Origin of the sequence: Streptomyces sp. SirexAA-E (assembly GCF_000177195.2) — a bacterium.
In the GTDB taxonomy this organism is placed as follows: Bacteria; Actinomycetota; Actinomycetes; order Streptomycetales; family Streptomycetaceae; genus Streptomyces; species Streptomyces flavovirens.
This window is the reverse complement of the sequence record NC_015953.1, coordinates 762,106-788,225: the sequence shown is the minus strand read 5'-3', so window position 1 is coordinate 788,225 and position 26,120 is coordinate 762,106. Positions and strand designations below refer to the sequence as shown.

Sequence of the window (26,120 nt, the reverse complement as noted above, 5' to 3'; positions counted from 1 at the left end):
GAGCCCGCTCCCGGAGGGACGGGTAGGCTGCACGCCGTGCACGACGCGTGTGCACGGCGGCGCATGTCTTACGGGAGGAACCGGCCTTGCACGTCCAGGAGTGGCTCGAGACCGTGCCCGCGGTCAGCATTTACCTCCTGGTGGGGGTCGTCATCGGTCTCGAGAGCCTGGGCATTCCGCTGCCCGGCGAGATCGTTCTCGTGAGTGCCGCCCTCCTCGCCTCCCAGCACGGCGAGATCGACCCGGTGGTGCTCGGCGCCTGCGCGTCGGCGGGGGCGATCATCGGTGACTCCATCGGCTACGCCATCGGCCGCAAGGGAGGCAGGCCCCTGCTGGCCTGGCTCGGCGGGCGGTTCCCCAAACACTTCGGGCCGGCCCAGATCTCCGTGGCCGAGCGCTCCTTCGAGAAGTGGGGCATGTGGGCCGTCTTCTTCGGCCGCTTCGTGGCGCTGCTGCGGATCTTCGCCGGCCCGCTGGCCGGTGTGCTGCGCATGCCCTACTGGAAGTTCCTGACCGCCAACGTGCTCGGCGGCATCCTCTGGGCCGGGGGCACCACGGCCGTCATCTACTCGGTCGGTGTGGTCGCGGAGGCATGGCTCAAGCGCTTCTCGTGGCTGGGCCTGCTGCTCGCCGTCCTCATCGGCCTCGGCTCGATGCTGATCCTGAAGAACCGGGCCAGGAAGGCGGGGCAGCAGACGGCGGACAGCCCGGCGGCCGACAAGTCGGCAGCGGCGGCCGGGGACACCTCGGCGCCGACGGCCGCCGGACCGGTGGCCCCGGCGGCCGAGCCGGACGCGGTGCCCGCCGCCGACTGAGCCGTCAGGCCTCGTGCGCCGAACGGTGCGCCTTCGCCAGCTCCACGTAACCGGCCGCGTTGAACGCGATGCCCTCGCGCTCCTCCGCGGTCAGTTCCCGCTTGACCTTGGCGGGCACACCGGCCACCAGTGACCCCGGCGGCACCCGCATGCCCTGCGGTACGAGGGCCTGCGCGGCGATCAGTGAACCGGCCCCGATGTGCGCCCCGTTGAGCACGGTGGCGCCCATGCCGACCAGGACGTCGTCCTCGATGACACATCCGTGCAGGACCGCGTTGTGGCCGACGGACACCCGGGCGCCGACGGTCAGCGGGAACCCGGGGTCGGTGTGCACGCTGCAGTTGTCCTGGATGTTGCTGTCGGGGCCCAGCGAGATCGGGCCGCAGTCGGCCCGCAGCACCGCCTGGTACCAGACGCTCGAACCCGGTGCCATCGCCACCTCGCCGATGACGACTGCGGTCGGCGCCACGAAGGCGTCCGGGTCGATGTCCGGCTCCTTGCCGCCGACGCCGGTGATCAACGCCTGCTCTGCCATCGCGTGCTCCTTCGCTGCCGCCGCTGTGGTCGCCGTCCCGCCGAGGGCTCCCGCCGGGCTCCGCCCAGGGATCCTCGTGCCACAGGCACCGTAAGCGACGGCCCCCGGGGCCCCGGCGGGTGGGGTGAACATCACAGCCGGGGGCGCGGATGGACCCGGCCCGGCGGACTACCGTGATCAGGTGCCGAAGAACCGCAACACGTCCTCCCCGCTGAGCCGCTGGAGGCGCCGGGTCCTGTCCCGTGCCGTCCACCGGGGCTGGGCCTGGGTGCAGGAGGCCGGTGCGGTCACCGCGCAGCACCCCGGACGGCTGCGGTTCGGCCGCATAGGCACGGGCACCCGGCTCGCCTTCCCCCAGGGCACCGTTTTCGGTGAGCCGTGGATCGAGCTCGGCGACCACTGCGTCATCGGGGAACAGGTGACGCTCACCGCGGGGCTGATGCCCGGTCTCGACCTGGGGGCGGACCCGATCCTGACCCTGGGCGACGGGGTCGTCCTCGGACGCGGCAGCCATGTCGTGGCCGACACCACGGTGACGATCGGCTCCGACACGTACTGCGGCCCGTACGTCTACGTCACCTCGACCAACCACAGTTACGACGATCCGCACGAGCCCGTCGGCAAGCAGTGGCCGCGCATGGAGCCGGTGGTGATCGGGCCAGGCTGCTGGATCGGCACCGGGGCGGTGATCCTCCCGGGAGCCAGACTGGGCCGGAACGTGGTGGTCGCGGCGGGCGCCGTCGTGCGCGGAACGGTGCCCGACCACGCGGTCGTGGCGGGGGCGCCGGCCCGGGTCGTGCGCAGCTGGGATCCGGAGAAGGGGTGGCAGCCGCCGCTGCGGACTCCGGCTCCGGTGCCGATTCCCGAAGGGGTCACCCCCGAGCAGTTGCTGGCGGTGGCGGACCTGGCCGACGGGAACACCTCACGGACGGATGACGGGGATGCCCCACGGATGGAGGGGGACTCCTCACGGGTGACCGGGTGAGGCTGTCCCGGGGTCACCGCGACGGCAGTACGGAACCGGGCCCGCTGACCTCGGGCGTGTCCGTCCACCGGTGCCACGAAACAGCACCGCGGGCGCCACGGAACAGCAACTGATCTGGCCTCGGCGGCTGTTAGCGTGACCGCATGCGCGCACCCCTGGGCTCCTTCGAGGACGTCTCGCCCGCCGCCGACCGGCTCGACCTGCTCACCCCGCCCGTGGCGGACGTGGTGGCGGAGGGCTGGGGCGGCCTCCCCTCCGACCGGATCGTCTACGTCGACACGGACCCGGCGATCGCCGACACGGCCGTCCTGGTCGAGCACCACGGTCCGGAGCTGCTCGACCGGTCCGCCAACTGCCTGGTCGTCAAGGCCAAGAGGGGCGGAGTCGCCACCTTCGCCGCGTGCGTGGTGCTCTCCCGTACGCGCGTCGACGTGAACGGGGCGGTGCGCCGTCACCTCGGGGCCCGACGGGTGACCTTCGCCCCGGTGGACACGGTGGTCGAGGAGAGCGGCATGGAGTACGGAGGGATCACGCCGATCGGGCTGCCCGCGACCTGGCCCCTGCTGGTGGACCCCGCAGTGGTCGACGAGGAGTGGGTCCTGCTCGGCAGTGGTCGCCGCCGCGGCAAGCTGATCGTCCCGGGCAAGGCCCTGGCCGCTCTCCCGGGAGCCGTCCTCGTCGAGGGCCTGGGGATCTGACCCGGCCGGTGGACCGGGTGCGCGGGGCTCCCGGTCCGAGGCCGCCCACCGACACCACGCCTCCCCGGCCGGGAAGGCCGCCTCAGGGCAGACGCGTCATCACGCGCGGCCGTCCAGGCGGGGTATCTCGATGGCGGGGCAGCGGTCCATGACCATGTCCAGGCCCGCCGCGCGCGTCCGCTCGTACGCCGCCTCGTCGACCACACCCAGCTGGAACCAGACCGCCTTGGCGCCCGTGGTGACCGCCTCGTCGGCGACCCGGCCGGCGAGGTCGCTGTTGACGAAGACGTCGACCACGTCGACCGGGAAGGGTATGTCCGCCAGCGAGGCGTACCCCTGCTCGCCGTGGACCGTCTCGGCCTTCGGGTGCACCGGAACGATCTTCTTGCCGAACCGCTGCAGGACCGCGGCCACCCCGTACGCCGCCCGGGAGCGGTTGTCGGACAGGCCGACCACGGCCCAGGTGTCACCGGTGTCGAGAAGAATCCTGCGGACTGTCTCATCGTCTGCGTACATGCCCGGACAACGGACGGTGGCCTTGGACCATTCCCCACGTACGGGTGAACGAGGCGGCGGGCCGGGCGCATAGGGTGGCCTGATGCAGGAGCAGTACCGGACCGTCGCAGGCGCGGGCGTACACGAGACCGAGATCAACCGATCGCGGTTCCTGTGCGCGCTGGGCCCCGCCGCCACCGAGGAGGAGGCGCAGGCCTTCGTCGCGCGTGTCCGCGCCGAGCACCCCACCGCCACCCACAACTGCTTCGCGTACGTGATCGGTGCCGACGCCTCCGTGCAGAAGGCCAGTGACGACGGCGAGCCCGGCGGCACCGCCGGGGTGCCCATGCTGCAGATGCTCATGCGCCGCGAGGTGCGGTACGCGGTCGCCGTCGTGACCCGTTACTACGGCGGGGTCAAGCTGGGCGCGGGCGGGCTCATCAGGGCATACGGGGGAGCGGTCGGCGAAGCCCTCGACGCGCTGGGCACGATCACCCGGCGGCGGTACAGGCTCGCCAGCGTCACCGTCGACCACCAGCGCGCCGGGAAGCTGGAGAACGACCTCCGGTCCACCGGCCGGGCGGTGCGCGAGGTGCGGTACGCCGAGGCCGTGACCATCGAGATCGGCCTGCCCGACGCCGACGTCGAAAGTTTTCGCGCCTGGCTGGCCGACACCACGGCCGGCTCCGCGACGTTCGAGCTCGGTGGCGAGACCTACGGGGACGGCGTGCCCGGATGAGGACGGCCCCACGGCCCCGCGCCGCCCCGAGCGCGCGGAGGGGGCCCGGAGGGCAGGGCCGGTCGCGGTGGCAGACTGAGGGCCCTGAGGAACAGGCGCCGACCAGGCCGGAGGAAGGGGCCGGCGGCGGTGAGGGCGGAAGCGGAGCGAGGGCGGACATGCGGGTCGGAGCGGTACGTTGAGGATCCTGCACACCTCCGACTGGCATCTGGGGCGGTCCTTCCACCGCGTCCCGCTGCTCGACGCCCAGGCCGTCTTCCTCGACCACCTCGTGGAGACCGTGGCCCGGCACGAGGTGGACGCGGTCGTCGTGGCCGGTGACGTGTACGACCGCGCGGTGCCCCCGCTGACCGCCGTGCGCCTCTTCGACGACGCGCTGCACCGGCTCGCCGCCGCCGGTGTGCCGACCGTCATGATCTCCGGCAACCACGACTCGGCGCGCAGGCTCGGCGTCGGGGCGGGACTCATCGCGCGGGCCGGGATCCACCTGCGGACCGACCCGGCCGACTGCGCCACCCCCGTCGTCCTGCCCGACGCCCACGGGGACGTGGCGTTCTACGGGCTGCCCTACCTGGAACCCGCCCTCGTCCGGGACACCCTCGGCGCGGACAGGGCAGGACACGAGGCCGTCCTCACCGCGGCCATGGACCGGGTCCGCGCCGACCTCGCCACCCGGCCGGACGGCACCCGCTCCGTCGTGCTGGCCCACGCGTTCGTGGCGGGCGGCGAACCCAGTGACAGCGAACGCGACATCACCGTCGGCGGTGTCGCCGCCGTCCCCGCCGGCGTGTTCGACGGCGTCGACTACGTGGCGCTCGGGCATCTGCACGGCTGCCAGACGGTCACCGACCGCGTGCGCTACTCGGGGTCACCGCTCGCGTACTCCTTCTCCGAGCACACCCACCGCAAGACGATGTGGCTGGTCGACCTCGGGCCCGCCGGAGAGCCGGCCGCCGAGCGCCTCGACTGCCCCGTACCGCGTCCCCTCGCCCGGCTGCGGGGCCGCCTCGCCTCGCTGCTGGAGGACCCGGCCCTGGAACGGCACCGGGAGGCGTGGGTCGAGGCCACGCTCACCGATCCCGTCCGGCCCGACGAGCCGATGGCCCGGCTCACCGAGCGCTTCCCGCACGTCCTCGCCCTGGTCCTCGACCCCGAACGGGCTCCCGAGGACCCCCGGGCCTCCTACGCGCAGCGCCTCGACGGACGCGACGACCACCAGATCGCCGAGGACTTCGTGGCCCACGTACGGGGCGGGAGCGGGGCCAGTGAGCAGGAACGCGCCGTGCTGCGCGCCGCGTTCGACGACGTACGGGTGAACGACACGGTGAACGAGGTGTCCCGTTGAGGCTGCACAGACTGACCCTCACCGCCTTCGGCCCCTTCGGCACCACCCAGGAGGTCGACTTCGACGCGCTGTCGTCAGCCGGCCTCTTCCTTCTCCACGGGCCGACCGGCGCGGGCAAGACCAGCATCCTGGACGCGGTCTGCTACGCGCTGTACGCGGCGGTTCCGGGCGCCCGGCAGAGTCCCGGAGCCCCCCTGCGCAGCGACCACGCCCCCGCCGGCCTGCCCACCGAGGTCCGCCTGGAACTGACCGTCGGCGGGCGCAGGCTCGAAGTCACCCGGCGGCCCGCCCAGCCCCGCCCCAAGAAGAGGGGCGGCGGCGTCACGACGGAGAAGGCGCAGAGCTGGCTTCGTGAATACCGGCCCGAGGACGGCTGGCAGGGGCTCAGTCGCTCCCACCAGGAGATCGGCGAGGAGATCTCCCAGCTCATCGGCATGAGCCGGGAACAGTTCTGCCAGGTCGTGCTGCTGCCCCAAGGGGACTTCGCCCGTTTCCTGCGCGCCGACGCCGAGGCGCGCGGCAAGCTGCTCGGCCGGCTCTTCGACACCCGCAGGTTCGCCGCCGTCGAGGAGCGCCTGGCCGAACTGCGCCGCGCCGCCGAGGCACGGGTGCGGACGGCCGACGAACAGATCCTCGCCCTCGCCCAGCGCATCGCCCAGGCGGCGGGGCCCGCGGCCGCCGAGGCGGAGCTGCCGGAGGACCGGCCCGGCGAACCCGGGCTGGCCGAAGGGGTACTGGAATGGGCCGCCGTCGCGCGCAGCGGGGCGCGCGAACGGCTCGGTATCGCCCGGTCGGTCCTGGCCGAGGCGGAGCGCCGCAACGACGACGCCCGCGGTGCCCTCGACGACGCCCGCGAGCTGGCCCGGCTCCAACAGCGGTACGCCGAGACCCGCCGCCGCGCCGCTGGACTCGAGGAGCGCCGCGCCGAGTACGACCGTTGCCGCGAACAACTGGCACGTGCCCGCAAGGCGGACCTGGTCGCCCCGGCACTCGAACTCCGCGACGAGGCCGATCGCGCACACCGTGCGGCAGGTGAGGCCCGTGACCGAGCCCGCGCCTCGCTGCCGCCGGAGCTGGCCGACGCGGGCGCCGAGCAGCTGGCCGAACGGGAGCGCGAACTTCGGGCCGAGCTCGGCGCGCTCGACGCCGCCCGCCGAGCCGAGCGGCGCAGCAGGGAGATCGACACCGAACGGGCCCGCGTCGACCGGCAGTCCGGAGCCGACGGCGAACTGATCCGGGAGACGGCCGACTGGCTGGCCGGCTGGGACACGGTCCACCAGGAGCTGCGGTCGCGCGTGGAGCGGGCCCAGGAGGCCGCGACCCGGGCCGAGCAGCTGGCCGGGCTGCTCGCCCCCGCGCGCCGCAGACTGGAGGCCGCCCGCAGGCGCGACGCGCTCACCGAGCAGAAGGCCGAGGCCGAGGACGCGCTGACGACGGCCCGCGAACGCGCGCTCGCCGCGCACGAGACGTGGCTCGGACTGCGGGAGCGACGCCTGAAAGGCATCGCCGCCGAGCTGGCCGTCCAGCTCGTCGACGGAGTCGCCTGCACGGTGTGCGGATCCGCCGACCACCCCGAGCCCGCCCGTGCGGGTGACGGCCACGTGGACCCGGCCACCGAGGAGGCCGCGCTCGCCGCCCACCGGCGCGCCGAGGAGGCGCGTGCGGAGGCGGAGCGCCACCTCGGTCTGATCGGCGAACGCCTCGACGCGGCGCTGGCCGCGGTGGCGGAGGCACCGGGGGACACGGACGACACCGCGGGCGCGGCCGGCACGGAGCCGGTGACCGAACTCGACGACCTCGTCGCACGGCTGACCCGGGAACACACCGATGCCCACCGCCTGGCCGCCGGCACACACGCCGCCCAGGAGTCTCTCGCGGCGGCCGAGCGTGAGCACCTCGAACGCCTCGACGCCCGGCAGCGGGCCGAGAGCCGTGCCGCCGCCCGTACCTCGGAGCGTGAAGCGCTCGACCGTGAACAGAGTGCGCTGGAAGCCGAACTGGCCGAGGCCCGGGGCGCGTCGGATTCCGTGGCCGCCCGTGCCGCGCTCCTGGAGCGCCGGGCGGGACTGCTCGCCGACGCGGCCGAGACGGTCCGCTCCGAGCGGCGCGCGGACCGGCAGCGCAAGGAGGCCGACGGCCGACTGGCCGACGCCGCCTTCCGGGCCGGATTCGACACCCCGCAGGCTGCCGCCGCGAAGCTCCTCGACGACACCGCGCAGCGCGAACTCCAGCACCGGATCGACGCCTGGCAGGCCGAGGCCGCCGCCGTAGCCGACCGGCTCGCCGAGACCGACGCCCGGGAGGCCGCCGAACGCCCGCCGGCGGCCCCGGACACCGCGCAGGCGGCGTACGACCGGTCCGCACGGGAGCTGCGCGAGAGTGCCACCGCACTCGCCGCCGCCCAGGAGCGCTGCACGGAGCTCGACCGGCTTTCCCGGCGCGCCGAGGACGAGGTGCGTGCGCTGGGGCCGTTGCGCCAGGAGTACACCCGGGTGGCCCGCCTCGCCGGGCTGACCGCGGGCACCTCGGCGGACAACGAACGCAAGATGCGGCTCGAGGCGTACGTACTCGCGGCGCGCCTCGAACAGGTGGCGGCCGCGGCGACGGCCCGCCTCCGGCGGATGTCGTCCGGCCGCTACACCCTGGTCCACTCCGACGCCCGGAGCGGCGGGGGCCGCAGGGCGGGGCTCGGACTGCACGTCGTCGACTCCTGGACGGGCCGGGAACGCGACACCGCGACCCTGTCCGGGGGCGAGACGTTCTTCGCCTCACTCGCGCTGGCGCTCGGACTCGCCGACGTGGTGACGGACGAGGCGGGAGGCGTGCGGCTGGACACGCTCTTCATCGACGAGGGTTTCGGAAGCCTCGACGACCAGACCCTGGACGAGGTGCTCGACGTGCTGGACTCCCTGCGGGAACGGGACCGCAGCGTGGGCATCGTCAGCCACGTCGCCGACCTGCGCCGCCGCATCCCCGCCCAGCTCGAAGTGGTCAAGGAGCGGGACGGGTCGGCGGTACGGCACCGTGCCACCGGGACACTCAGCGGCTGATCGCCCGGTGGGGGAGCGGGGACGAGTACACGACACTGGTGGTCACGGAGCCAAGGGTGCCGATCGGCCCCGTCACCTCCTCCAGATGCCGCATCGACCGGGCGGTCACCTTCAGTACGAAACAGTCGTCCCCGGTCACATGGTGTGCCTCCACGATCTCCGGCGTCGTCTCCACGAGGTCGTGGAACGGCTTGTCGTTGCTGCCGTTCGGATACCGAAGTCGTACGAGGGCCAGGATCGGCAGCCCGAGCCGTTCCGGGGCGACCACCGCGGCGTATCCGCTGATCACGCCGGTCTCCTCCAAGCGGCGCACCCGTTCGGTCACCGCGTCCGGGGACATCGCCACGGCGCGGGCCAGCTCGGCGAAACCGGCGCGGCCGCCGCGTACTTCGGGGCGATCCTGGCGTCCCACGCGGACGTCTCCGACGTGGCCGCCGTGCTCGCTGCCGGGGACGACCCCGGCTTCGTCGCCTCGTCGTCGTGGACTCCAGGTCCACCGCCGCCTGGGACCAGGGACGTGTGCCGGGCGCGGTACACCTGCCGACCGACCTGATCTCCCGGCAGGCGGCCGCTCTTCTGGCCCCCCGACCGGCTCACCGCACCGCTCGGTGCCGACGACTGCGGCTGCTGAACCCGCCCGCCGACGACGCCTCAGACCGCAGGCAGCGCGGCGAAGAGCGCCTCGCCGTCGTCCCCGGCGGGCAGGCCGCTGACCTGGCCGTCACCCACCTCCACCACGCGCCACGCCCCGTCCTCGCGCAGGGCCAGATCGGTCGTCACCCAGCGGCAGCCGAGACGCCGCACGGCCTCGCCGACGGCGTCGAGAGGCGGGGAGGGGACCTGGCCCGGGGTGTCGGGGTGGGCGGTCACCCGCACCGGGCGGCCGTCCACCCACCACACCCGGGCCTCGCCGCCCGCCACGAAGGGTTCGTACGCCCGCAGCACCACACCGCCCGCCAGGAAGTCATCCTGGAGCTCGACGAAGCGGGTGACGACCGCGGACAGCCGGGCGGTGTCCGCCAGTTCCGGTACGAAGCAGGCCTCGTGCCACTCGTGCTTGCGGGACTTGACGAAGTCCTTCACCACGCCCGGCCCGGGACCGAGGGGCGCGGCGAGGCGGGCCAGGGCGGCGGGCGGGGGAGAGGCGGCGCCGGTGGGCAGAGAGCACCAGACGCTCTTCGGGGTGAGCCCTGCGAAGGACGCGTACCAGCCCGGGAGTTCATGAGCGGTGCGATAGGCGTCCACGCCCGTCAGCAGGGAGTGGCCCCGCTCGGTGAGCGAGCGTTCCAGCGCCTCGTAGCGGTCCGGCGGGACCATCCAGCCCCGGTACCAGTACGCGGCCGAGCCCTCGCCCAGCCGGCCGAGGGCGGTCTGCGCGTTGCCCGCGAGCAGCGCGTCATGGTCGACCAGGTCGACCCGGGCGCCGTTGGCACGGGCCACGGCCGCCTCATGGGCGAACCCGGGGTCCGGGCGGCCCGGCCGCAGGGGGTCCGAACAGAACAGGAACGAGGCCGGGGGCATGGCGGCTCACCCTTCGGGGCGTGTCGGGGTGGGGGAGACGTCGGGCCGGGGCCCGGCGCGGGCGGGAGGGCCGACGCGGTGTGCGTCGGCCCTCCCGGGACCGGGATCAGAGCGCGGACAGCTCTTCCACCAGGTCGTCCAGCCCCAGCGAACCCTGGGACAGCGCCGCCATGTGCCAGGCCTTCAGGTCGAACGCGTCGCCGTGCGCCTTGCGGGCGTTCTCCCGGCCCAGCAGCCAGGCCCGCTCACCCAGCTTGTAACCGATGGCCTGGCCGGGCATCGACAGGTAGCGGGTCAGCTCGCTCTCCACGAAGTCGGCCGGCCGGCCGCTGTGGTTGCCGAAGAACTCCTCGGCCAGCTCAGGGGTCCAGCGCTCACCGGGGTGGAACGGCGAGTCCGCGGGGATCTCCAGCTCCAGATGCATGCCGATGTCCACGATCACCCGGCAGGCGCGCATCATCTGCGCGTCCAGGTAACCGAGCCGGCGCTCGGCGTCGGGAAGGAATCCCAGCTCGTCCATCAGCCGCTCCGCGTACAGCGCCCAGCCCTCGGCGTTGGCGCTGACATGACCGATCGACGCCTGGTAGCGCGAGAGGCTGTCGGCGACGTGCGTCCACTGCGCGATCTGCAGATGGTGACCGGGCACACCCTCGTGGTACCAGGTGGAGACCAGGTCGTACACGGGGAAGCGGGTCTCGCCCATGGTGGGCAGCCAGGTGCGGCCGGGACGCGAGAAGTCCTCCGAGGGGCCGGTGTAGTACGGGGCCGCGGCCCCGCCCGCCGGGGCGATCCGGGACTCCACCTTCCTGACCCGCTCGGCGAGTTCGAAGTGGGTGCCGTCCAGCGCCTCGATGGCCTCGTCCATCAGGCTCTGCAGCCACTCCCGTACCTCCTCCACGCCCTCGATGTGCTTGCCGTGCACGTCGAGGTGGGCGAGCGCCTCCCACGGGCCCGCGCCGGGAAGGATCTTCCCGGCCTCGGTCCTCATCTCGGCCAGCAGGCGGTGGTACTCGGACCAGCCGTACGCGTAGGCCTCGTCCAGGTCGAGATCCGTGCCGTTGTACTGGCGCGACCAGCGGGCGTACCGCTCACGGCCCACGGTGTCCGGAGCGCCCTCGACGGCCGGGGCGTAGACCTCGCTCATCCACTCCCGCAACGCCACCAGCCCCGCCGTCGCCTCTCCGGCGGCCGCGTCCAGTTCCGCGCGCAGCGTGTCCGGGCCGGGAGCCACGAACTCCCGGAAGAATCCCCGGCCGTCCTCCCCGGACGCCCAGACGCCCAACTGCTCGATGAACGTGGCGGTCGGGCGGGGACCGCCGTACAGCTTGCGCTCCAGACCGAGCGCCAGGGAGGCGCGGTAGCCCTCCAGCGAGGCGGGGACCGCCCGGAGACGGGCCGCGACGGCCGCCCAGTCCTCCTCCGTCGCGGTGGGAGTCGCCGTGAAGACCTCCCGGATGCTGTGCGCGGGGGAGTGGATGTTGGAGACGGCCCGCAGGCCCTCGTCGGTCTCGTGGATGGCGAGCTCGGCGGTCAGCCGTTCGCGGAGGAGGCGTGCGCAGCGCTTCTCGGCGTCGGTCTCCGCGCCGGGCACCTGCTCCGCCGCGTCGAGCTCCGCCAGGGTGCCGCGGATCAGCTCGGCCTGGGCGGCCTGTCCCGCCGGCGAGAAATCGGGCAGCTTGCTGGAGCTTTCCGCGATACCGAGATAGGTACCGGTGATCGGGTCGAGTTCGATGAATGCGTCGACGTAGGCGTCGGCGACCTGGCGGGGCAGTGCGCTGCTCGATGTATCTGACATGGAGACATCCTCGTACGCTCAGGGTTCCCGCGTCACCGGTATGCGGTACGGGAACCCGGAAGTTCCGTCACCGCCCCTTCCCCGAGGGGCCGTGCGCGGGCATCGGCTCACGGCCCCGCCTCCGTCGGCGCGGCCGCCGCACCCGTCGTCGCGGGGCCGGGGCGCGGGCCCGGGACAGGCGGGTCCGGCGCGGGAGGCAGCAGGGGTCCGCACTCCCACTGCTGGAAGATCAGCCGGGTCTCCACCCGTGCGACCTCTCGCCGCGAGGTGAACTCGTCCAGGACCAGCCGTTGCAGACCGGCGGTCCCGGAGACCGCCACGTGCACCAGGTAGTCGTCCGGACCGGTGAGGTGGAACAGGGCGCGCGATTCCGGCAGCGCACGGATCCGCTCGACGAACGGGCCGATGAGCTCCCGGCGGTGCGGCCGGACCTGCACCAGCAGCAGCGCCTCCAGGCCTCGGCCCAGCCGTGCCGGATCGAGCCGCAACTGGTGCCCGAGGATCACCCCGGAGCGGCGCAACCGCGCCACCCGGTCCAGGCACGTGGAGGGCGCCACACCGACCTCGGCCGCCAGCTCCCGGTACGTCGTCCGGGCATCGTTCTGAAGAAGGCGCAGGATATGCAGATCCACCGGGTCCAGAGCGACAGATTCGGGCATGCGGCGAACGTTACACGGAGGGTGCCCGCGCCGGACCGGTCGTTGTTCAGAGTGGTGTCATGGACGCCGAAGCCACCTCGCTGACCTCCCCTGCACCTGACCGGTCCAGGGCGCTCGCCACCGAAGCCGTGCACGCCGGACGCGACGACCTCGCCTCTCTCGGACTGCACGCCGCGCCGATCGACCTGTCCACCACCTATCCCTCGTACGACTCCCGGGCCGAGGCCGAACGCATCGACGCCTTCGCCGCCACCGGTGCGCAACCGGACGGCCCGCCCGTCTACGCCCGTCTGGACAACCCCACGACGGCCCGCTTCGAGAAGGCGCTGGCCACGCTGGAGGGGACAGGGAGCGCGGTCGCCTTCGCCAGCGGGATGGCCGCCCTCTCGGCGGTGCTGCTGGCCCGCGCGAGCGCCGGGCTCAGGCACGTGGTCGCGGTACGCCCGCTCTACGGCTGCAGCGACCACCTGCTCGGCTCCGGTCTGCTCGGCACCGAGGTGACCTGGACGGACCCGGCCGGCATCGCCGACGCCATCCGCCCCGACACCGGGCTGGTGATGGTCGAGACACCGGCCAATCCCACCCTCGCCGAGATCGACATCCGGGCGGTGGCGCACTCCTGCGGGACCGTACCGCTGCTCGTCGACAACACCTTCGCCACGCCCGTGCTCCAACGGCCCGTCGAACACGGGGCCAGGATCGTGCTGCACAGCGCGACCAAGTACCTCGGCGGGCACGGGGACGTGATGGGCGGGGTCGTCGCCTGCGACGAGGAGTTCGCGGCGACGCTTCGGCAGATGCGGTTCGCCACCGGCGGGGTGCTGCACCCGCTGGCCGGCTATCTGCTGCTGCGCGGCCTGTCCACGCTCGCCGTGCGGGTCCGGGCGGCGTCGGCCTCTGCCGCCGAACTCGCCCGCAGGCTCACGGCCGACCCTCGCGTCTCACGGGTGCACTACCCCGCGCTGGGCGGGGCGATGGTCTCCTTCGAGGTGTACGGAGACCCGCACCGGGTGATCGCGGGGGTCGGCCTGATCACCCCGGCGGTGAGCCTCGGCAGCGTGGACACCCTCATCCAGCACCCGGCCTCCATCAGCCACCGCATCGTGGACGAGGGAGACCGGCGCGCGGCGGGCGTCGGCGACCGGCTGCTGCGGATGTCGGTCGGCCTGGAGGACGTCGAGGACATCTGGGCCGACCTGTGCCAGGCGCTCAGCCGCGGAGCCGGGGCCGCTCCTGCTCCTGTGCCGCATGCGGCTGGGCAGGGGAGGCGGTGAGCCGGGCGGTGATGACCAGGGTGCCTTCCTCGATCTGGTAGTCGAGGGGCAGCGAGAGCGCGCGCATGGCCGCGACCATCCCCGTGTTGTGCGCCTGCGTCACGGCGTACACGCTCTCGCAGCCCGCCTCGGCCGCCATGGCCACCAGCCGGCCTAGGAGCTCCGAGCCGATGCCCCGGCGCTGCCAGTCGTCCTCCACCAGCAGGGCGACCTCGGTCTCGTCACCGTCCCAGAGCAGGTGGCCGAGGGCGACGAGCCGGCCCGACGCGGTCTGCACGGTGAGCGTGCGGCCGAACCGCGGGTTCAGCAGGTGGTCCAGATAGCGGTCCGCGTCCCGCACCGGTCCGTGGTAGCGCAGGCCGAGCGTCCGCTCGGAGCAGCGGTCGTGCATGGCCCGCGCTGCGGCCAGGTCCTCGCCGTCAGCACGCCGTACCGTGATCTCGTTGCCCTCCGGGAGGGTGAGCACGTCCTCACTGCGCGGTACCCGGGGGCCGAGCCGGGCGTCGAGCTCGACCAGGGCCCGGGCGCGGGCGAACTCGGTGGGCGTGAACGGAAGATACGGGCGCTCGACCGTGATGACTCCGCCCGAGGGGTCCCGCAGCTTCATCACGGTGTCCTCCAGGACGCCTTCCACCGGGGCGCTCGCACCGGTGGGGCGTCCGGAGACCGTCAGCGCGGGCACCGAGTGGATGGTGCACCGGCCCAGCAGCTGCCTGAGCGCGAGGGGGAGTTCCGCCGCGTCCAGTGCCGTCCGGGTGGCGAGACCGAGCACCCGGGTCGGGGTGTCCACCAGGTCGTGCGCGTCGGCGCGCTCGATCCAGGTGGAGGTCCCGCCGGCTGCCGAGATCTCCCGGCGGAGGTGCTGGGCCGGCAGGGACTCCGGCACGCGCAGCAGGAACTCGTCCACGGTGCCCTGCGCCAGCGGGTGGGTCTGCAGGGTGAGGATGTCGATCCGGTGCCGGGCGAGGACGGTGCAGAGCGCCGCCAGGGCCCCGGGGGCGTCCCGCACCGTCGTCCGCATCCGCCACAGCACCGTCTCGACGGCCTGCTCGGGCGCCCCGGCCGGTCCCGCCGTCTCGCCGGGGCCGTCGGCATCGGGCGGCGGTGCGTGGCTGTGCCTTCGTGCCCACCATGTGTGGAACGCGGCGGTGGCGACCAGCGCCACCGCCGCGGCGATGAGCAGATACGGCCCGTCCGGCTGGTGCCCGATCAGATTCGCGATCGCGTCGGCCACGGCGACCGCCGTGAAGAGCGCGGCCAGCTCGATCACGTCCCGCCGCCAGTGGTGGGGGCGACGGGCATTCTTCGCGGATGTCACATCAGTCATGTCCTCACTGTGACCGAACGGTGTTGCCTGATCACGAACGCATTGTGACTGATGGGTTACGTGTGGATCTGGTCGCCTATCAACACCTTCCGCCCTTCGTCCGCTGCTTCCGGCATCCGCCTTTCCTGTCGGTTTGCCCGGCGGGTGCCGGGCACCTCCGCCCGTCCGGTCACCTCCCCGGAGCCCCTCCCCACGCCGCCAGCAGACGGCCGGCCTGCCGGACCAGCTGCGAGGTGCCGCCACGTCCCGCCGCGGCGGCGAGCCCGGCTGCCGGCTCGTCCGCCACCGGACCGCAGCGTTCCGCGCATTCGGCCGCGACCGCGAGGATCTCACCGAGTCCGCGCGGCGCCGGCTCGTGGGCCAGGAGCGTCGGCAGTACCGACGACAGCACCGCCAGCACCGTCCGGTACGCACCCGTCGAGGCGGCGGTACGGGCCGAGTCCGCCAGCCGGTTGATCTTCAGCAGCTGGTGGTCGACGAGTATCGCCAGCTCCCGGCCGAGCAGAGCCGGATCGAGACGGCCCTGTGCCGCGAGCAGGAGCAGTGCGTCGACCGCCGACAGCCGGTCCTCCGGATGCCGGGCGCCCAGTCCGTACGCCAGTGCCAGATGTGTGGCCTCCCCCGCCGGGCGCCCTTCGGCGGATCCGTCGCGGGCCTCCACGAGCCTCGGCAGGAACCACGCACTGCCGCGCATCCCCTCCTCCGCCCCGTACATGAGAGTGGGCGTCATCCAGGCGGCCACGGAGTCGGGGTCCTGCGGCAGGGCCGCCAGCCAGTGCTCCGAACGGGCCGAGAACTCGTGATGGCACAGGTCCCCGTGCGCGTGACGCGCGTGGCCGAGCCAGTGGAAGGCGCGCGGGAACTCCGCCGCCGTCACGCTGCCCTCGGCGGTGGGGAGCAGCACCCGGCGGGCCCCCGGGGCGCCCCGCCCGTGCCGGTCGCCCCGGGTGGGGCGGTCGCTGTCCAGGCCGTGGGGCAGCACAGGGGCCACCGGCCCGGCCGTGCGCAGCCAGGTGGCCAGCCGGTCACCCTCCGCCGTACCGAGCAGGGCCGCTTCCTCGGCGACGTGGTCCGCGCCGGACCGGTTCACGCGCAGCAACGCCTGCCCGAAGTCGACGGGCCCCGGCAAGGCGCCGAGATCCCGGTAGGTCCGCAGCCGCTCCACCAGCTCCGCGGCGTCCAGCGCCCCGGTGTGCCAGGTCGGCGTCGCCAGCAGGAACGGCACCGGATGCGCTCGGCGATCCGCCCGCACCAAGGACGCCGCCTCCCACAGACGGGCGTACAGCACACCGTCCAGTGCGGCGTGGGCGCATCTGCCGGTGGCCGTCCGGCGGGCACGGCCGTCCTTGACGGCATCGGCCGAGACGCGGCCGAGCAGAGCGGCCGCGACGATGTCGAGCCCCCGGGGGCTCGAGGTGGTGAACCAGCGGTCGACCTGGCTCCGCGGCTGGTCCTCCAGCCACCACTGGCCGGCGAGCGCGTCACGGAGGGCTTCGGTCAGGGCCGTACGGTCGGACCGGCTGTGGCGGATCAGACCGTCGAGCGCCCGCTCGAAGGGCGTGGTCTCCAGGCTGCCCGTCTTGACCAGGGCGGCCACCTCCTCCACCAGCTCCGACACCGTGGCGACGGCGGCACCGAGGGGGCGGAGGGCCGGGACGGGCGGCAGTGCCTCTTCGTACGGCGGTGCCTGCCGCTCGTCGTCCAGCAGATCGCCGAACAGCTCCCGCGCCAGCTCCCGGTGCATCGGGCCCAGCTGCGCGGCGGCGGGCGCGAGCTCCTCGATCAACGATGCCGGTGCCGTGGTCAGGTGGCGGGCCGTCAGCTTGAGCGCGCGCTCCCGGATGTCCATGTCCTCGTGGCCGAACGCCTCGGCGACCACGGGGAGCAGTGGTTCGACGCTCGCCGGGTCACGACGCAGCACCTTGCCCAGCAGGACGAGTTGGGCCCGTACGAGCTTCTTCTCCGTACGGAACAGGATCGAGGCCGAGACGTCGGCGAGGTCGGACGTGGTCAGCCTGCCCAGGGTGTCCAGCCGGGTGAGCACGCCCTGCGCGTGACCCGCGACCGGAGCTACGCCGTCCGCCGCCATGGCGATCCAGTCGGGAACCCGCTCGGCCTCCTCGTCCGCGGTCAGCTCCAGCGCCCGCACCACGGCCAGCGAGAACCGCAGGTCGCCGGGTCTGCCCCCACGCAGCAACCGGTTCACAGCACCGTCGATCAGTGCTCCGCGCTCCACCAGGCCTTCGCCGGCCAGCGTCGCGAGCACCGTCGGCCACCCGTCGGCACCCACCGCGTCACCGTGGTCGTACCAGTACAGGCCGGAGGGGGGCTCGATGCCGTCGAACAGCCTCGGTGCCAGGACGCCGAGATCCGCCTCCTCCCGCAGGACGCCGATCAGGGTCTGGTGCTTCCTGTCGTGCAGGCGGACGGTGTTGACCGAGGCCACCCACGCCTCGACGACGCTCGCCGTCACCGGGAGAGGACACCGGGCGATGCGCGCCAGCTCCTGGACGAGCTGGAAGTCCGTGCCGGAGGTGGCCGTCGGGCGCGCCGCGAGCCGGTGGGACAGATCGCCGAGCCAGACGGGGTCCCGGTCGGCCAGCACCTTCAGCAGCAGCTTGTGCGGTATGCCCGACCAGTCCCGCAGGTCCTGGCCACCGATCCAGGCGGCGCAGGCGGCGGCGCCTGTGTGGCAGCCGGCGCCCGCCACCAGCAGCGGGTGCCGCACCTTGGTCCGCTCGCGCCAGTCCCAGCCGCGCGCCTCCTTGCGCAGGAGCTTCAGCCCGGCCAGCGCCTCCTTGCGCCCGGCCCGGTCCAGGCCGGCCACCAGCAGCGCCGCATCCCGCGTGCGTCCGTCCCGTACGGCGGTGAGCAGCTCGTTCATCGGGACCCTCCGGCGACCGCGGCGCCGCGGCGGACCATCCGGACCGCGAGCGCGTGTTTGCACGGGCCCCGGCGTCCCCGGTGGTCCGCCCACCACCGGCAGGTGCAGCTGAGCACCCCGTCCGCCTCCCGTACCTGGTAGCGGCGGTCAGCGGAGGCGACGGCCGCCAGAGCACCGTCGAGGGCGACAGCCCCCGAGGCGGCCAGCTCCCGTGCCGCGACCAGACGGGGGTTGTGCCGCTCGGCGCGGTGCGCGTCGTAGGGCAGCTCCCGGTGGAAGTAGGCGGCGTCCGCGAGGTCGTAGCCCACGCGCCCGGCGGTCCCCAGCCGGGTGAGCGCCGCGCGCACCCGCTCCACGGACAGGCCGGCCCGCTCCGCGAGGTCGGCGGGCTCGATCCGGGGTTCCCACGCCAGCAGGACCGAGACCAGCTCGGCATCCGCCTCCGCGTCGTCCGTGGCCAGTGCCTCCAGGACGCCGCCCTCACCCGAGAATCCGCGGGCCGCCTCCGGTGACAGGGTCAGCGTGAGCCGCATTCCCGGCAGCACCACCTCCCAGGCGCTCGCGGCGGCGGCCGTGCCGGCCACCACCGGCCCGTAGACCCGCAGGGCCGTGGCGTGGCGCAGCACCCGCTGGAGGGCGGCCAGCCGCTCCGGTCCCGGCAGGCACACCGCACCCGCCACCGGTCGGGTCGTCGGCCGCAGGGTGTTCCCGACGGGCACCACCCACCGCGCGCCCCGCGACGCGTTGGCCGACGTGCGCGGCAGCGAACGCAGGAAGCGCACCGCCTCGGCCGCCGGGAGCTCCGCACGCAGATCGAAGCCGGCCGACACCACCTGCGCCTCGGCGAAACCGCGCAGCCAGCGGTCCGGCAGCGGCACCTTCTTCTCCACCACCGGGCCGTCCGTCGTGGTCACCGCCATCTCGCCGGGTCCCACCCGCAGATGCAGCGGATCGTCCGCCGTTATCCGGGAGAGCGCCTCCCGCAACGGCTGGTTGACATCCACGTTGGTCGTACCGTGGCCGGTCTCCGCGCCGTCGAGCCCGTCGCGCAGCACGTCCAGGCGCGCGTACACCCCGCAGCAGCCGGAGAACGACTCGAAGCGCAGCCGGTCGCCGTTGCCCGTCACCACCGGGTCCAGGGACGAGAGGAGGGTCCGCCGGTAGTAGCGTGTGGACGCCACGTCCGCGACGGCCAGGAGGCCGCGTGCGGCGATCCTCGGCGAGGTGAGGAAACCGGTGAAGAACCGCGGGTGCGCCTCGGCGCCGCGCGGGGTGAGGCCGCCGGAGGTCTCCAGACCGAGCAACTGCCCCCCGGCCTGCGAGGTTTCCAGTGCGGACGCGCGTGAGTAGGCCAAAGCCTGTACGGATCGGGTCATGGGAAAAACCGTAGGACCCACCACTGACATTGATGCTGGTACTCAGGTCCCGGTGGTTGTGGCTCTACCACTGACTGACGCCCTGCTGGGCTGTCAACGGCCCCGGACGAACGCCGGGGCCGCTCCGCGCGGTGTGATCTACTGCCCGACGCGCCCTGGCTGAAGTACCTTGCGGAACAGGACCGATCCGCCCTGCGCCCGTAGACTCACCGCCAACTCGCCGCTCTCCCCGTCGATGTCGACCTGGCCGAACAGCTGCGGCGACTCCATCGGCGACACGTTCGGCCGCTCCGGTGCCCGCACGAAGACCTGGTCGGGGCCGAAGGTGCCGTCGAGGGCGTTGGCGGGGAACTGGCCCGCAGCCAGCGGCCCCGAGACGAACTCCCAGAACGGGGCGAAGTCCTTGAAGGCCGCCTGCTCGGGGAGGTAGTGCTGCGCCGAGGTGTAGTGCACGTCGGCCGTCAGCCAGACCGTCCCGGTGATCCGCCGGTGCTTGATGTGGCGCAGCAGTTCGGCGATCTGGAGCTCCCGGCCCAGCGGCGCGCCCGGATCGCCCTGTGCCACGGCCTCGAAGTCGGTCTCACCGTCCGGGACGACCAGGCCCAGCGGCATGTCCGCGGCGATCACCTTCCACACCGCCCGCGACCTGGACAGCTCTCGCTTGAGCCAGCTCAGCTGCTCCGCACCCAGGATGCCCGTGGTGTCGTCGGGCTGCCGGCCGGGGGAGTTGGCGTTGCGGAAGGAGCGCATGTCCAGGACGAACAGGTCCAGCAGGGGGCCGTGCCGGACGACGCGGTGCACGCGCCCCTCCCGGCCGGCGCCGTGCAGCGTGGAGACCGGGAAGTACTCCCGGAACGCCCGCACGGAACGTGCCGCCAGGACGTCCACGTTCTTCTCCGTGTACCGGTCGTCGTCCAGGATCTGCCCCGGGTACCAGTTGTTGCGCACCTCGTGGTCGTCCCACTGCACGATCGACGGCACCTGCGCGTTGAACGCGCGGGCGTTGGTGTCCAGCAGGTTGTAGCGGAAGTTCCCCCGGTACTCGTCGAGGCTCTCCGCCACCTTCGACTTCTCGGGCGTCGTGACGTTCCGCCAGGTCCGGCCGTCGGGCAGGGTGACGCTCGGCTCCAGCACCCCGTCCGCGTAGACGGTGTCACCGCTGCACAGGAAGAAGTCCGGGTCCAGGCGGCGCATCTCCTCGTACACGCGATAGCCGCCGATGTCCGGGTTGATGCCCCAGCCCTGGCCCGCGATGTCCCCCGACCAGAGGAAGCGCACGTCGTCACGGCGGTGGGCCGGAGCGGTACGGAAGGTGCCGTACACGGGCGCGCCCGTCCGGCGCGGGTCGAACGGGTCGGCGAGCGTCACGCGGTAGTGGACCTGTGTACCGGCCGGAAGCCCGAACAGCGGCACGGTCCCGGCGAAGTCGGTCCCGGTGCCGAGCAGCGGGCCGCGCCACGTCCGCGCACGGCGGAACGACTCCGTCGCCGAGGTCTCCACGAGCATCCGCGCCGGCCGGTCGGAGCGTACCCACACCAGCGCCGACGAAGCCGTCACATCACCGACCTGCACACCCCACGACGCGTTCGGCCGCCCGGAAAGGGCCAGGGCGGGCGCGGCGGTGAGGGCGGTGGGCACGGCCGCGGCGGCCGAGGCGAGCAGCGTGCCACGCAGCACGGTGCGGCGGCCCGGAGCCGGGACACGGGGACGGTACGACATCGAAGGCCCTCCAGGGCGGGACGAGGCGGACCGGGACTCTCCGAACCGCGGGACGTACGTGGCTGATCTCCGCCCCATGCCTAGTCGCCGGGAGCGACCGCTACCCCAACGCCGGATGAACAGCGCGCCCCGCGGCGAACGGGCGCCGGACTCGGCCCCCGCGCCCGGACGTTGATCATTCTTGCCAGGAGGACCGGCGCGCCGCGGCGGCGAGCAGCCGCACACCGCGCGTGATGTCCGCCGGGTTCAGATGCGCGTAGCCGAGGACCAGACGGACGGTGCCGTCCCCGGCCCCACGCGGCGTCCCGCAGTCGCTGAGCGGCCGCAACGCGATACCCGCCGCGTCCGCCCGGCGGAGAAAGGCCGGCTGGGGGCCGAACCGGTCCGGCAGACGCGCGATGATGTGCAGCCCGGCGGCGATGCCGGTGACCTCGGTGCCGGGGAAGTACGCGTCCAGGGCCGCCGTCAGGGCGTCCCGGCGCTCCCGGTACGCCCGCTGGCAGCGGCGCAACTGGCGGTCGTACTCGCCCCGCCGTACGAAGTCGGCGAGCACCGCCTGGTCGACGGCGGGGTTGCCGAGGTCCATGGTCCGCTTGCGGGCCACGATCTCCTCGGTCATCGCGGCGGGCGCGATCAGCCAGCCCAGCCGCAGCCCCGGAGCGAGCGACTTGCTCACCGAACCCGTGTACAGCACGTGTTCGGGGTCCAGCCCCTGCAACGCCCCCACCGGAGCCCGGTCGTAGCGGAAGTCGCCGTCGTAGTCGTCCTCCATGATCACGCCGGAGGACTCCCGGGCCCAGTCGAGCAGCCGGCCGCGCCGCTCGGCGGAGTAGGCGACGCCGGTGGGGAACTGGTGGGCCGGCGTCGTCACCAGGGCGCGTACGCCGGAGCGCGCCAGCGGTTCCGGTGCGAGCCCCTCGTCGTCGAGAGGCAGGGGTGTCACGCGCAGTCCCGTCGAGGCGAACAGAGCCGTGTGCTCCGGACTGCCGGGGTCCTCGACACCGACCGCCTCCGCGCCGCGCCCGCGCAGCACGAAACCGAACAGGGTCGTCGCCTGGGCCACCCCCGAACACACCACCACGCGCTCGGGATCGGCCACCACACCGCGTCGCCGGGTCAGCAGGGCGGACAGCGCCTCCCGCAGTTCCGGCAGCCCGCGCGGATCCGGGTAGCCGAGGGACCGGTGCGGCAACCGGGCCAGCACCGCCCGCTGGGTCGCCGCCCAGGCGGCTCGTGGGAACAGGGACAGATCCGGGGTCCCGGGCCGGAAGTCCACCCGGACATCGGGCGCACGCGGTGCCAAGTCCCGTGCCGGGCCCAGGGCAGAAGGCCGAACCGCGTCGCTGACCCAGGTGCCCGCGCCCCGCCCGCTGCGCAGATAGCCCTCCGCCGTCAACTGCTCGTAGCACTCGGTCACCAGGCCGCGTGACACACCCAGATCGGCCGCGAGCTCACGGCTGGCCGGGAGGCGGGTGCCCGGGAGCAGCCGGCCCGCACGCACGGCCTGACGGAGCGCCGACTGCAACACGCGCCCCCGCTGACGCGCCGGCGCGAGAACGGCGGGCAGCAGCAACTCCCAGGCCGGGTGCGCGCCTCCACCCGTCTCGGCCGCGTCCGGCCCCGCACCCGGATTGGTCCCCGAAGACGTCATGGAAGTGGACCTTAAACGGGACCGTCCCTGAACCTAGCGTCGCCCCCATGAACGCCACACCGCTCCGCGGGGCCCTTCTCGCGGCCTTCGCCTGCACCCTGGTCGGTGCCTCCTTCACCGCGAACAGCGTCCTCGGCGACTACCCGTACGCGGGCGGACAGGCGCTGCGCTACGGCCTCGCGGCGCTCCTGCTCCTGCCTCTGCTGCGTTCCCGTCACGGATCGAGCCCCCGGGCCCGTCTGCGCACGCTCACGTGGCCTCAACGGATCCGCCTCGCCGCGCTCGCGGCCATCGGCATGGTCGGGTTCAACCTGGCCGTGCTGGCTGCGGAACGTTCCGCCGAACCAGCGGTCCCGGGGGTCTTCGTCGGCTGCGCGCCCGTCGTCGTGGGCGTCCTCGTCCCCACGCTGGAAGGACGCCGCCCCTCACGGACCGTGCTGTACGCCGCCGGTCTCGTCGCCGCCGGCGCGTTCACCGTGCAGGGCTGGGGCCGCACGGACCTGGGCGGCATTCTGTTCTCGGTGGGCGCGCTCGCCGGTGAGGTCGGCTTCGCGGTGCTCGCCGTGCCGGTCCTGCGCCCGCTCGGCCCGAAACTTCTGTCGGCGGCGGTCTGCGCCGTGGCGGCCGTGGAATCGGTGCTTCTCGGGGTACTGCTCGACGGGCAGCGATTCCTGCGGCTCCCCACCGGGCACGAGGCCCTGGCCCTTCTGTGGCAGGCGGCCGTGGTCACGGTGATCGGCTTCGTCTGCTGGTACAGCGGGATGCGGCAGATCGGTGCCGAACGCGCCACCCTCTTCTCCGGTCTGATCCCCGTGTCGGCAGCGCTCACCGCGCCGCTCGCAGGGGCCGGGACGTACGGAGTCGGACAGGGCGCCGGCAGCCTTCTCGTGGGCGCGGGTGTGGCTCTCGGCTCGGGGGTGCTGGCGCGCCGCCGGGGAGCGGGGGGAAACGCGACGGTGACCGGTGGCGCCGGTGGAGGCCATGCCACGCCCCCTTCCGCCGGGCAGCGGCGGAGCCACGCGGCACGACCGTCTCACGCGTGGCGGCGCCGGCTGAACGGAGGCCGGGCCGGGCACGGCCGCCGCCGGGCGGTGTGAGGTGACCGGACCCGTCGGAAGTGAGCGTGGCGTCGGCTCGCGGACCCACGACCGCCGTCGGCCGGCCCCGAGTTCGGGGACCCGGCCGACCCCGGCGATTCCCGCTGGACACCGTCCGGCCTGTGGGCTGGGATGGGGCCGTGACCGCCGACACCCTGACCGATCTGTTCGAAGAAAACCGGGCCGTCCTCACCGGGGTCGCCTACCGCATGCTCGGCCGCGTCGCCGACGCCGAGGACGTGGTGCAGGAGGCGTGGCTGCGCTGGTCTTCTGCCGCGGATCGTGAGGACGTACGGGAGCCGCGGGCCTTCCTCGTACGGGTCACCACCCGGCTGGCCATCGACCGGCTGCGGCACGTGCAGTCCCGACGCGAGGCGTACGTCGGCCCCTGGCTGCCCGAGCCGGTCGTCACCGCCTACGGGCCGTCCGCCCCGGACACCGCGGAACGCGCCGTGCTCGCGGATTCGGTGTCCTTCGCCGTACTGGTCGTCCTGGAGTCCCTCTCGCCACTGGAACGGGCCGTCTTCGTCCTGCGTGAGGCCTTCGGTTTCCCGTACGCGGAGATCGCCACGACGCTCGACCGGTCCGAGGCGGCGGTACGGCAGCTGGCCGGCCGTGCCAGGCGGCACGTGGAGGAGCGCAAGCCGAGGTACGACGTGGACCCCGCCGTACGCCGCGACCTCACCGAGCGCTTCCTCGCCGCGGCCGGCGGCGGCGACCTCGAAGAGCTGCTCGCGTTGCTGGCCCCCGATGTCCGCCTCGTCAGCGACAGCGGCGGCAAGGCCAAGGCGCCGCGACGCGTCATCGAGACCGCGGACAAGGTGGGGCGCTTCCTGTTCGCCGTGGCGCACGACCCGGGCACCACGAACCTGGAGGCCCGGATCGTCGAACTCAACGGCGGCCCCGCGCTGGTGCTCACTCTCGACGGGAAGGCGGACACCGTCTTCCAGGTGGAGGCCGTGGGCGGGGTCATCCAGGGCGCCTACATCATCCGCAACCCCGACAAGCTCGCCGGGCTGACGTTCGCCTGAGGTCGGCGGGGCGGCCCGACGCGGTCGAAGCCGAGCGCGCTCGGATCGCCGGCCCTGCGCTCATTTGTGGCCCTCCATCGGCGGCCCCACGCCCAGGACCCCACCGGACGTGGGGCTTTGTGCTGCGCAGGACCACGGCACCGCGAACGTCCTGTGAACGCTCTGCGGCAAGAGGCCGTTTCGCTCCGTGACCGCGCGAGGATTGGTCTTGACCAAGGTGGTGGGCACCCCTAAGGTCGACACGTTAAGACAGGAACCTTTAATAAATAACGTCGCGGAAAAGACGCCGGGTGATTGCGGAGGACAGGGTGGGGACCACGCAGCTGGAATCGGTACAGGAGCCGAAGTACTGGCATCTCAAGACCGTGCTCAGTGAGGCGCTCGACTCGGACTTCGCGGTGGGCGAGATCCTGCCCAACGAGCGCGATCTGGCGGCGCGTTTCGGCGTCGCCAGGGCCACGCTGCGGCAGGCCCTGGAGCAGCTGGAGCTGGAAGGCCGTCTTCAGCGGCGCCGTGGCGTGGGCACGACCGTCGCACCTCCGCGGGTCGGGGTCGCCGTCGCGGCCGTACAGCACGACTGGGCGGACGGTGGCGACACGGACGAGGCCTGGCAGCCCGTCGAGTGCACCACCGCGACCGCACCGGCGTCCGTGGCCGCCCTCCTTGACATCGTTGCCGACGCTCCGGTGCACGTGGTGCGCCGCATCCGTCTCACCCACGGGCAGGCCGTCGCGGCGGAACTCCTGTACGTCCCGACGTCGTCCGTGCCCGAACTCTCCGCGATCGACGTGCCTTCGGGCCCGGCCCGGGCCCGCAGCGTCCTGCGTGAGCTCCACCGGCGGGGGCTCGACGGCCAGGACCGCTCCGTGGAGCTCGGCTCGGCCCGCGCGGACGACGCCAAGGAACTGGACCGCCTCCCGGGTGCGCCGGTCCTCGTGGTCACGACACGCTACTTCGCCGCCCCCGGCACCGTGGCCGTGTCCGTGGCGACCTACCGCGCGGACACCTGCCGTCTCACCTTCGGCGACTCCGGGGCCCTGGAGATCAGCCACGACGAACAGGTGGAGACGCGCCAGGCATCCTGACGCGAGGGCACCGCGGGCCCCGCGCAACACCCGCTCCAC

Annotated in this window: 21 protein-coding genes and 1 pseudogene; 11 read left to right on the top strand and 11 right to left on the bottom strand. The window is 73.5% G+C overall.

The genetic code is table 11. From position 1 onward, the window contains the following. Window positions 1-86 precede the first annotated feature (86 nt). The gene (locus SACTE_RS03375) at window positions 87-815 is read left to right on the top strand and encodes a DedA family protein (RefSeq protein ID WP_014044624.1); all 729 of its coding nucleotides are present in this window, start codon (window positions 87-89) and stop codon (window positions 813-815) included. A gap of 4 nt (window positions 816-819) precedes the next feature. Here SACTE_RS03375 and SACTE_RS03370 read toward each other — a convergent pair whose 3' ends face one another. Beyond that, window positions 820-1,350, bottom strand: a complete 531-nt coding sequence (locus SACTE_RS03370) for a gamma carbonic anhydrase family protein (protein WP_014044623.1) — start codon at window positions 1,348-1,350, stop codon at window positions 820-822. Between the two features lie 181 nt (window positions 1,351-1,531). On the opposite strand from SACTE_RS03370, the gene SACTE_RS03365 reads away from it, so the two are divergent. Further along, a complete protein-coding gene (locus tag SACTE_RS03365; RefSeq protein ID WP_019992835.1) occupies window positions 1,532-2,335 on the top strand; it encodes an acyltransferase in 804 nt (267 codons plus the stop codon). Window positions 2,336-2,478: 143 nt separating this feature from the next. Further along, window positions 2,479-3,033 (top strand): YbaK/EbsC family protein, encoded by a 555-nt coding sequence (locus tag SACTE_RS03360; protein WP_014044621.1) that lies wholly within the window; start codon window positions 2,479-2,481, stop codon window positions 3,031-3,033. Between the two features lie 99 nt (window positions 3,034-3,132). On the opposite strand, the gene SACTE_RS03355 is transcribed toward SACTE_RS03360, so the two are convergent. Beyond that, window positions 3,133-3,549 carry a CoA-binding protein gene (locus SACTE_RS03355; RefSeq protein ID WP_014044620.1) on the bottom strand — a complete coding sequence of 139 codons (417 nt, stop codon included), beginning with the start codon at window positions 3,547-3,549 and terminating at the stop codon, window positions 3,133-3,135. An 82-nt stretch (window positions 3,550-3,631) separates the two neighbouring features. On the opposite strand from SACTE_RS03355, the gene SACTE_RS03350 reads away from it, so the two are divergent. The 3 genes from SACTE_RS03350 (at window position 3,632) to SACTE_RS03340 (ending at window position 8,662) form a co-directional block, all read left to right on the top strand. Continuing rightward, entirely contained in the window at window positions 3,632-4,267 is a 636-nt protein-coding gene (locus tag SACTE_RS03350; protein WP_014044619.1) for a YigZ family protein, read from the top strand. A gap of 178 nt (window positions 4,268-4,445) precedes the next feature. Next, window positions 4,446-5,612: an exonuclease SbcCD subunit D gene (locus tag SACTE_RS03345; RefSeq protein WP_014044618.1), complete on the top strand. Its 1,167-nt coding sequence runs from the start codon at window positions 4,446-4,448 to the stop codon at window positions 5,610-5,612. After that, window positions 5,609-8,662, top strand: coding sequence for an SMC family ATPase (locus SACTE_RS03340; protein WP_014044617.1), 3,054 nt, complete (start codon window positions 5,609-5,611; stop codon window positions 8,660-8,662). Before SACTE_RS03345 ends, SACTE_RS03340 begins: the two co-directional genes overlap by 4 nt. Here the strand turns inward: SACTE_RS03340 and SACTE_RS03335 are convergent. After that, the gene (locus tag SACTE_RS03335) at window positions 8,652-9,020 is read right to left on the bottom strand and encodes an Lrp/AsnC family transcriptional regulator (protein ID WP_202435062.1); all 369 of its coding nucleotides are present in this window, start codon (window positions 9,018-9,020) and stop codon (window positions 8,652-8,654) included. The genes SACTE_RS03340 and SACTE_RS03335 overlap by 11 nt on opposite strands. Between SACTE_RS03335 and SACTE_RS34835 the strand changes: the two are divergent. After that, window positions 9,001-9,247, top strand: a pseudogene (locus tag SACTE_RS34835) (rhodanese-like domain-containing protein); the annotation flags it as partial. The gene SACTE_RS03335 and the pseudogene SACTE_RS34835 sit on opposite strands and share 20 nt — an antisense overlap. Before the next feature lie 66 nt (window positions 9,248-9,313). Here the strand turns inward: SACTE_RS34835 and SACTE_RS03330 are convergent. The 3 genes from SACTE_RS03330 to SACTE_RS03320 all read right to left on the bottom strand — a co-directional run bounded on the left by SACTE_RS03330 (window position 9,314) and on the right by SACTE_RS03320 (window position 12,637). Next, a complete protein-coding gene (locus tag SACTE_RS03330) occupies window positions 9,314-10,183 on the bottom strand; it encodes an ATP-grasp domain-containing protein (RefSeq protein ID WP_014044615.1) in 870 nt (289 codons plus the stop codon). 106 nt (window positions 10,184-10,289) lie between these two features. Next, on the bottom strand, window positions 10,290-11,978 hold the full coding sequence (locus tag SACTE_RS03325) for a DUF885 domain-containing protein (protein ID WP_014044614.1): 1,689 nt from the start codon (window positions 11,976-11,978) through the stop codon (window positions 10,290-10,292). 107 nt (window positions 11,979-12,085) lie between these two features. Further along, window positions 12,086-12,637: an Lrp/AsnC family transcriptional regulator gene (locus tag SACTE_RS03320; protein WP_014044613.1), complete on the bottom strand. Its 552-nt coding sequence runs from the start codon at window positions 12,635-12,637 to the stop codon at window positions 12,086-12,088. Window positions 12,638-12,696: 59 nt separating this feature from the next. Here SACTE_RS03320 and SACTE_RS03315 point away from each other — a divergent pair, with 59 nt between their 5' ends. Beyond that, a complete protein-coding gene (locus SACTE_RS03315) occupies window positions 12,697-13,911 on the top strand; it encodes a PLP-dependent transferase (protein ID WP_014044612.1) in 1,215 nt (404 codons plus the stop codon). Here the strand turns inward: SACTE_RS03315 and SACTE_RS03310 are convergent. The 5 genes from SACTE_RS03310 to SACTE_RS03290 all read right to left on the bottom strand — a co-directional run bounded on the left by SACTE_RS03310 (window position 13,847) and on the right by SACTE_RS03290 (window position 22,868). Then, window positions 13,847-15,238 (bottom strand): GNAT family N-acetyltransferase, encoded by a 1,392-nt coding sequence (locus SACTE_RS03310; RefSeq protein ID WP_202435043.1) that lies wholly within the window; start codon window positions 15,236-15,238, stop codon window positions 13,847-13,849. The genes SACTE_RS03315 and SACTE_RS03310 overlap by 65 nt on opposite strands. A 169-nt stretch (window positions 15,239-15,407) precedes the next feature. After that, window positions 15,408-18,122, bottom strand: coding sequence for a DUF6493 family protein (locus SACTE_RS03305; RefSeq protein WP_014044610.1), 2,715 nt, complete (start codon window positions 18,120-18,122; stop codon window positions 15,408-15,410). After that, window positions 18,119-19,498, bottom strand: a complete 1,380-nt coding sequence (locus SACTE_RS03300) for an SWIM zinc finger family protein (protein WP_026359036.1) — start codon at window positions 19,496-19,498, stop codon at window positions 18,119-18,121. The genes SACTE_RS03305 and SACTE_RS03300 overlap by 4 nt, the downstream gene beginning before the upstream one ends. A gap of 138 nt (window positions 19,499-19,636) precedes the next feature. After that, entirely contained in the window at window positions 19,637-21,217 is a 1,581-nt protein-coding gene (locus SACTE_RS03295) for an alkaline phosphatase D family protein (RefSeq protein WP_014044608.1), read from the bottom strand. Between the two features lie 175 nt (window positions 21,218-21,392). Next, on the bottom strand, window positions 21,393-22,868 hold the full coding sequence (locus SACTE_RS03290) for a PLP-dependent aminotransferase family protein (RefSeq protein ID WP_014044607.1): 1,476 nt from the start codon (window positions 22,866-22,868) through the stop codon (window positions 21,393-21,395). Between the two features lie 47 nt (window positions 22,869-22,915). Between SACTE_RS03290 and SACTE_RS03285 the strand changes: the two genes are divergently transcribed. From SACTE_RS03285 to SACTE_RS03275, 3 genes are all read left to right on the top strand, one after another. Continuing rightward, complete coding sequence (locus SACTE_RS03285) at window positions 22,916-23,965, top strand: DMT family transporter (protein ID WP_014044606.1); 1,050 nt, start codon at window positions 22,916-22,918, stop codon at window positions 23,963-23,965. Window positions 23,966-24,105: 140 nt separating this feature from the next. Further along, a complete protein-coding gene (sigJ, locus tag SACTE_RS03280; RefSeq protein ID WP_014044605.1) occupies window positions 24,106-24,996 on the top strand; it encodes an RNA polymerase sigma factor SigJ in 891 nt (296 codons plus the stop codon). Window positions 24,997-25,304: 308 nt separating this feature from the next. After that, window positions 25,305-26,081 (top strand): GntR family transcriptional regulator, encoded by a 777-nt coding sequence (locus SACTE_RS03275; RefSeq protein ID WP_014044604.1) that lies wholly within the window; start codon window positions 25,305-25,307, stop codon window positions 26,079-26,081. Window positions 26,082-26,120: the final 39 nt, after the last annotated feature.

What these genes read in the sequence shown, in the direction of transcription:
- SACTE_RS03370 (WP_014044623.1), bottom strand. Translation starts at nt 1,350, where the DNA reads ATGGCAGAGCAGGCGTTGATCACCGGCGTCGGCGGCAAGGAGCCGGAC.
- SACTE_RS03360 (WP_014044621.1), top strand. Translation starts at nt 2,479, where the DNA reads ATGCGCGCACCCCTGGGCTCCTTCGAGGACGTCTCGCCCGCCGCCGAC.
- SACTE_RS03355 (WP_014044620.1), bottom strand. Translation starts at nt 3,549, where the DNA reads ATGTACGCAGACGATGAGACAGTCCGCAGGATTCTTCTCGACACCGGT.
- SACTE_RS03350 (WP_014044619.1), top strand. Translation starts at nt 3,632, where the DNA reads ATGCAGGAGCAGTACCGGACCGTCGCAGGCGCGGGCGTACACGAGACC.
- SACTE_RS03330 (WP_014044615.1), bottom strand. Translation starts at nt 10,183, where the DNA reads ATGCCCCCGGCCTCGTTCCTGTTCTGTTCGGACCCCCTGCGGCCGGGC.
- SACTE_RS03325 (WP_014044614.1), bottom strand. Translation starts at nt 11,978, where the DNA reads ATGTCAGATACATCGAGCAGCGCACTGCCCCGCCAGGTCGCCGACGCC.
- SACTE_RS03320 (WP_014044613.1), bottom strand. Translation starts at nt 12,637, where the DNA reads ATGCCCGAATCTGTCGCTCTGGACCCGGTGGATCTGCATATCCTGCGC.
- SACTE_RS03315 (WP_014044612.1), top strand. Translation starts at nt 12,697, where the DNA reads ATGGACGCCGAAGCCACCTCGCTGACCTCCCCTGCACCTGACCGGTCC.
- SACTE_RS03310 (WP_202435043.1), bottom strand. Translation starts at nt 15,238, where the DNA reads ATGACTGATGTGACATCCGCGAAGAATGCCCGTCGCCCCCACCACTGG.
- SACTE_RS03305 (WP_014044610.1), bottom strand. Translation starts at nt 18,122, where the DNA reads ATGAACGAGCTGCTCACCGCCGTACGGGACGGACGCACGCGGGATGCG.
- SACTE_RS03300 (WP_026359036.1), bottom strand. Translation starts at nt 19,498, where the DNA reads ATGACCCGATCCGTACAGGCTTTGGCCTACTCACGCGCGTCCGCACTG.
- SACTE_RS03295 (WP_014044608.1), bottom strand. Translation starts at nt 21,217, where the DNA reads ATGTCGTACCGTCCCCGTGTCCCGGCTCCGGGCCGCCGCACCGTGCTG.
- SACTE_RS03290 (WP_014044607.1), bottom strand. Translation starts at nt 22,868, where the DNA reads ATGACGTCTTCGGGGACCAATCCGGGTGCGGGGCCGGACGCGGCCGAG.
- SACTE_RS03285 (WP_014044606.1), top strand. Translation starts at nt 22,916, where the DNA reads ATGAACGCCACACCGCTCCGCGGGGCCCTTCTCGCGGCCTTCGCCTGC.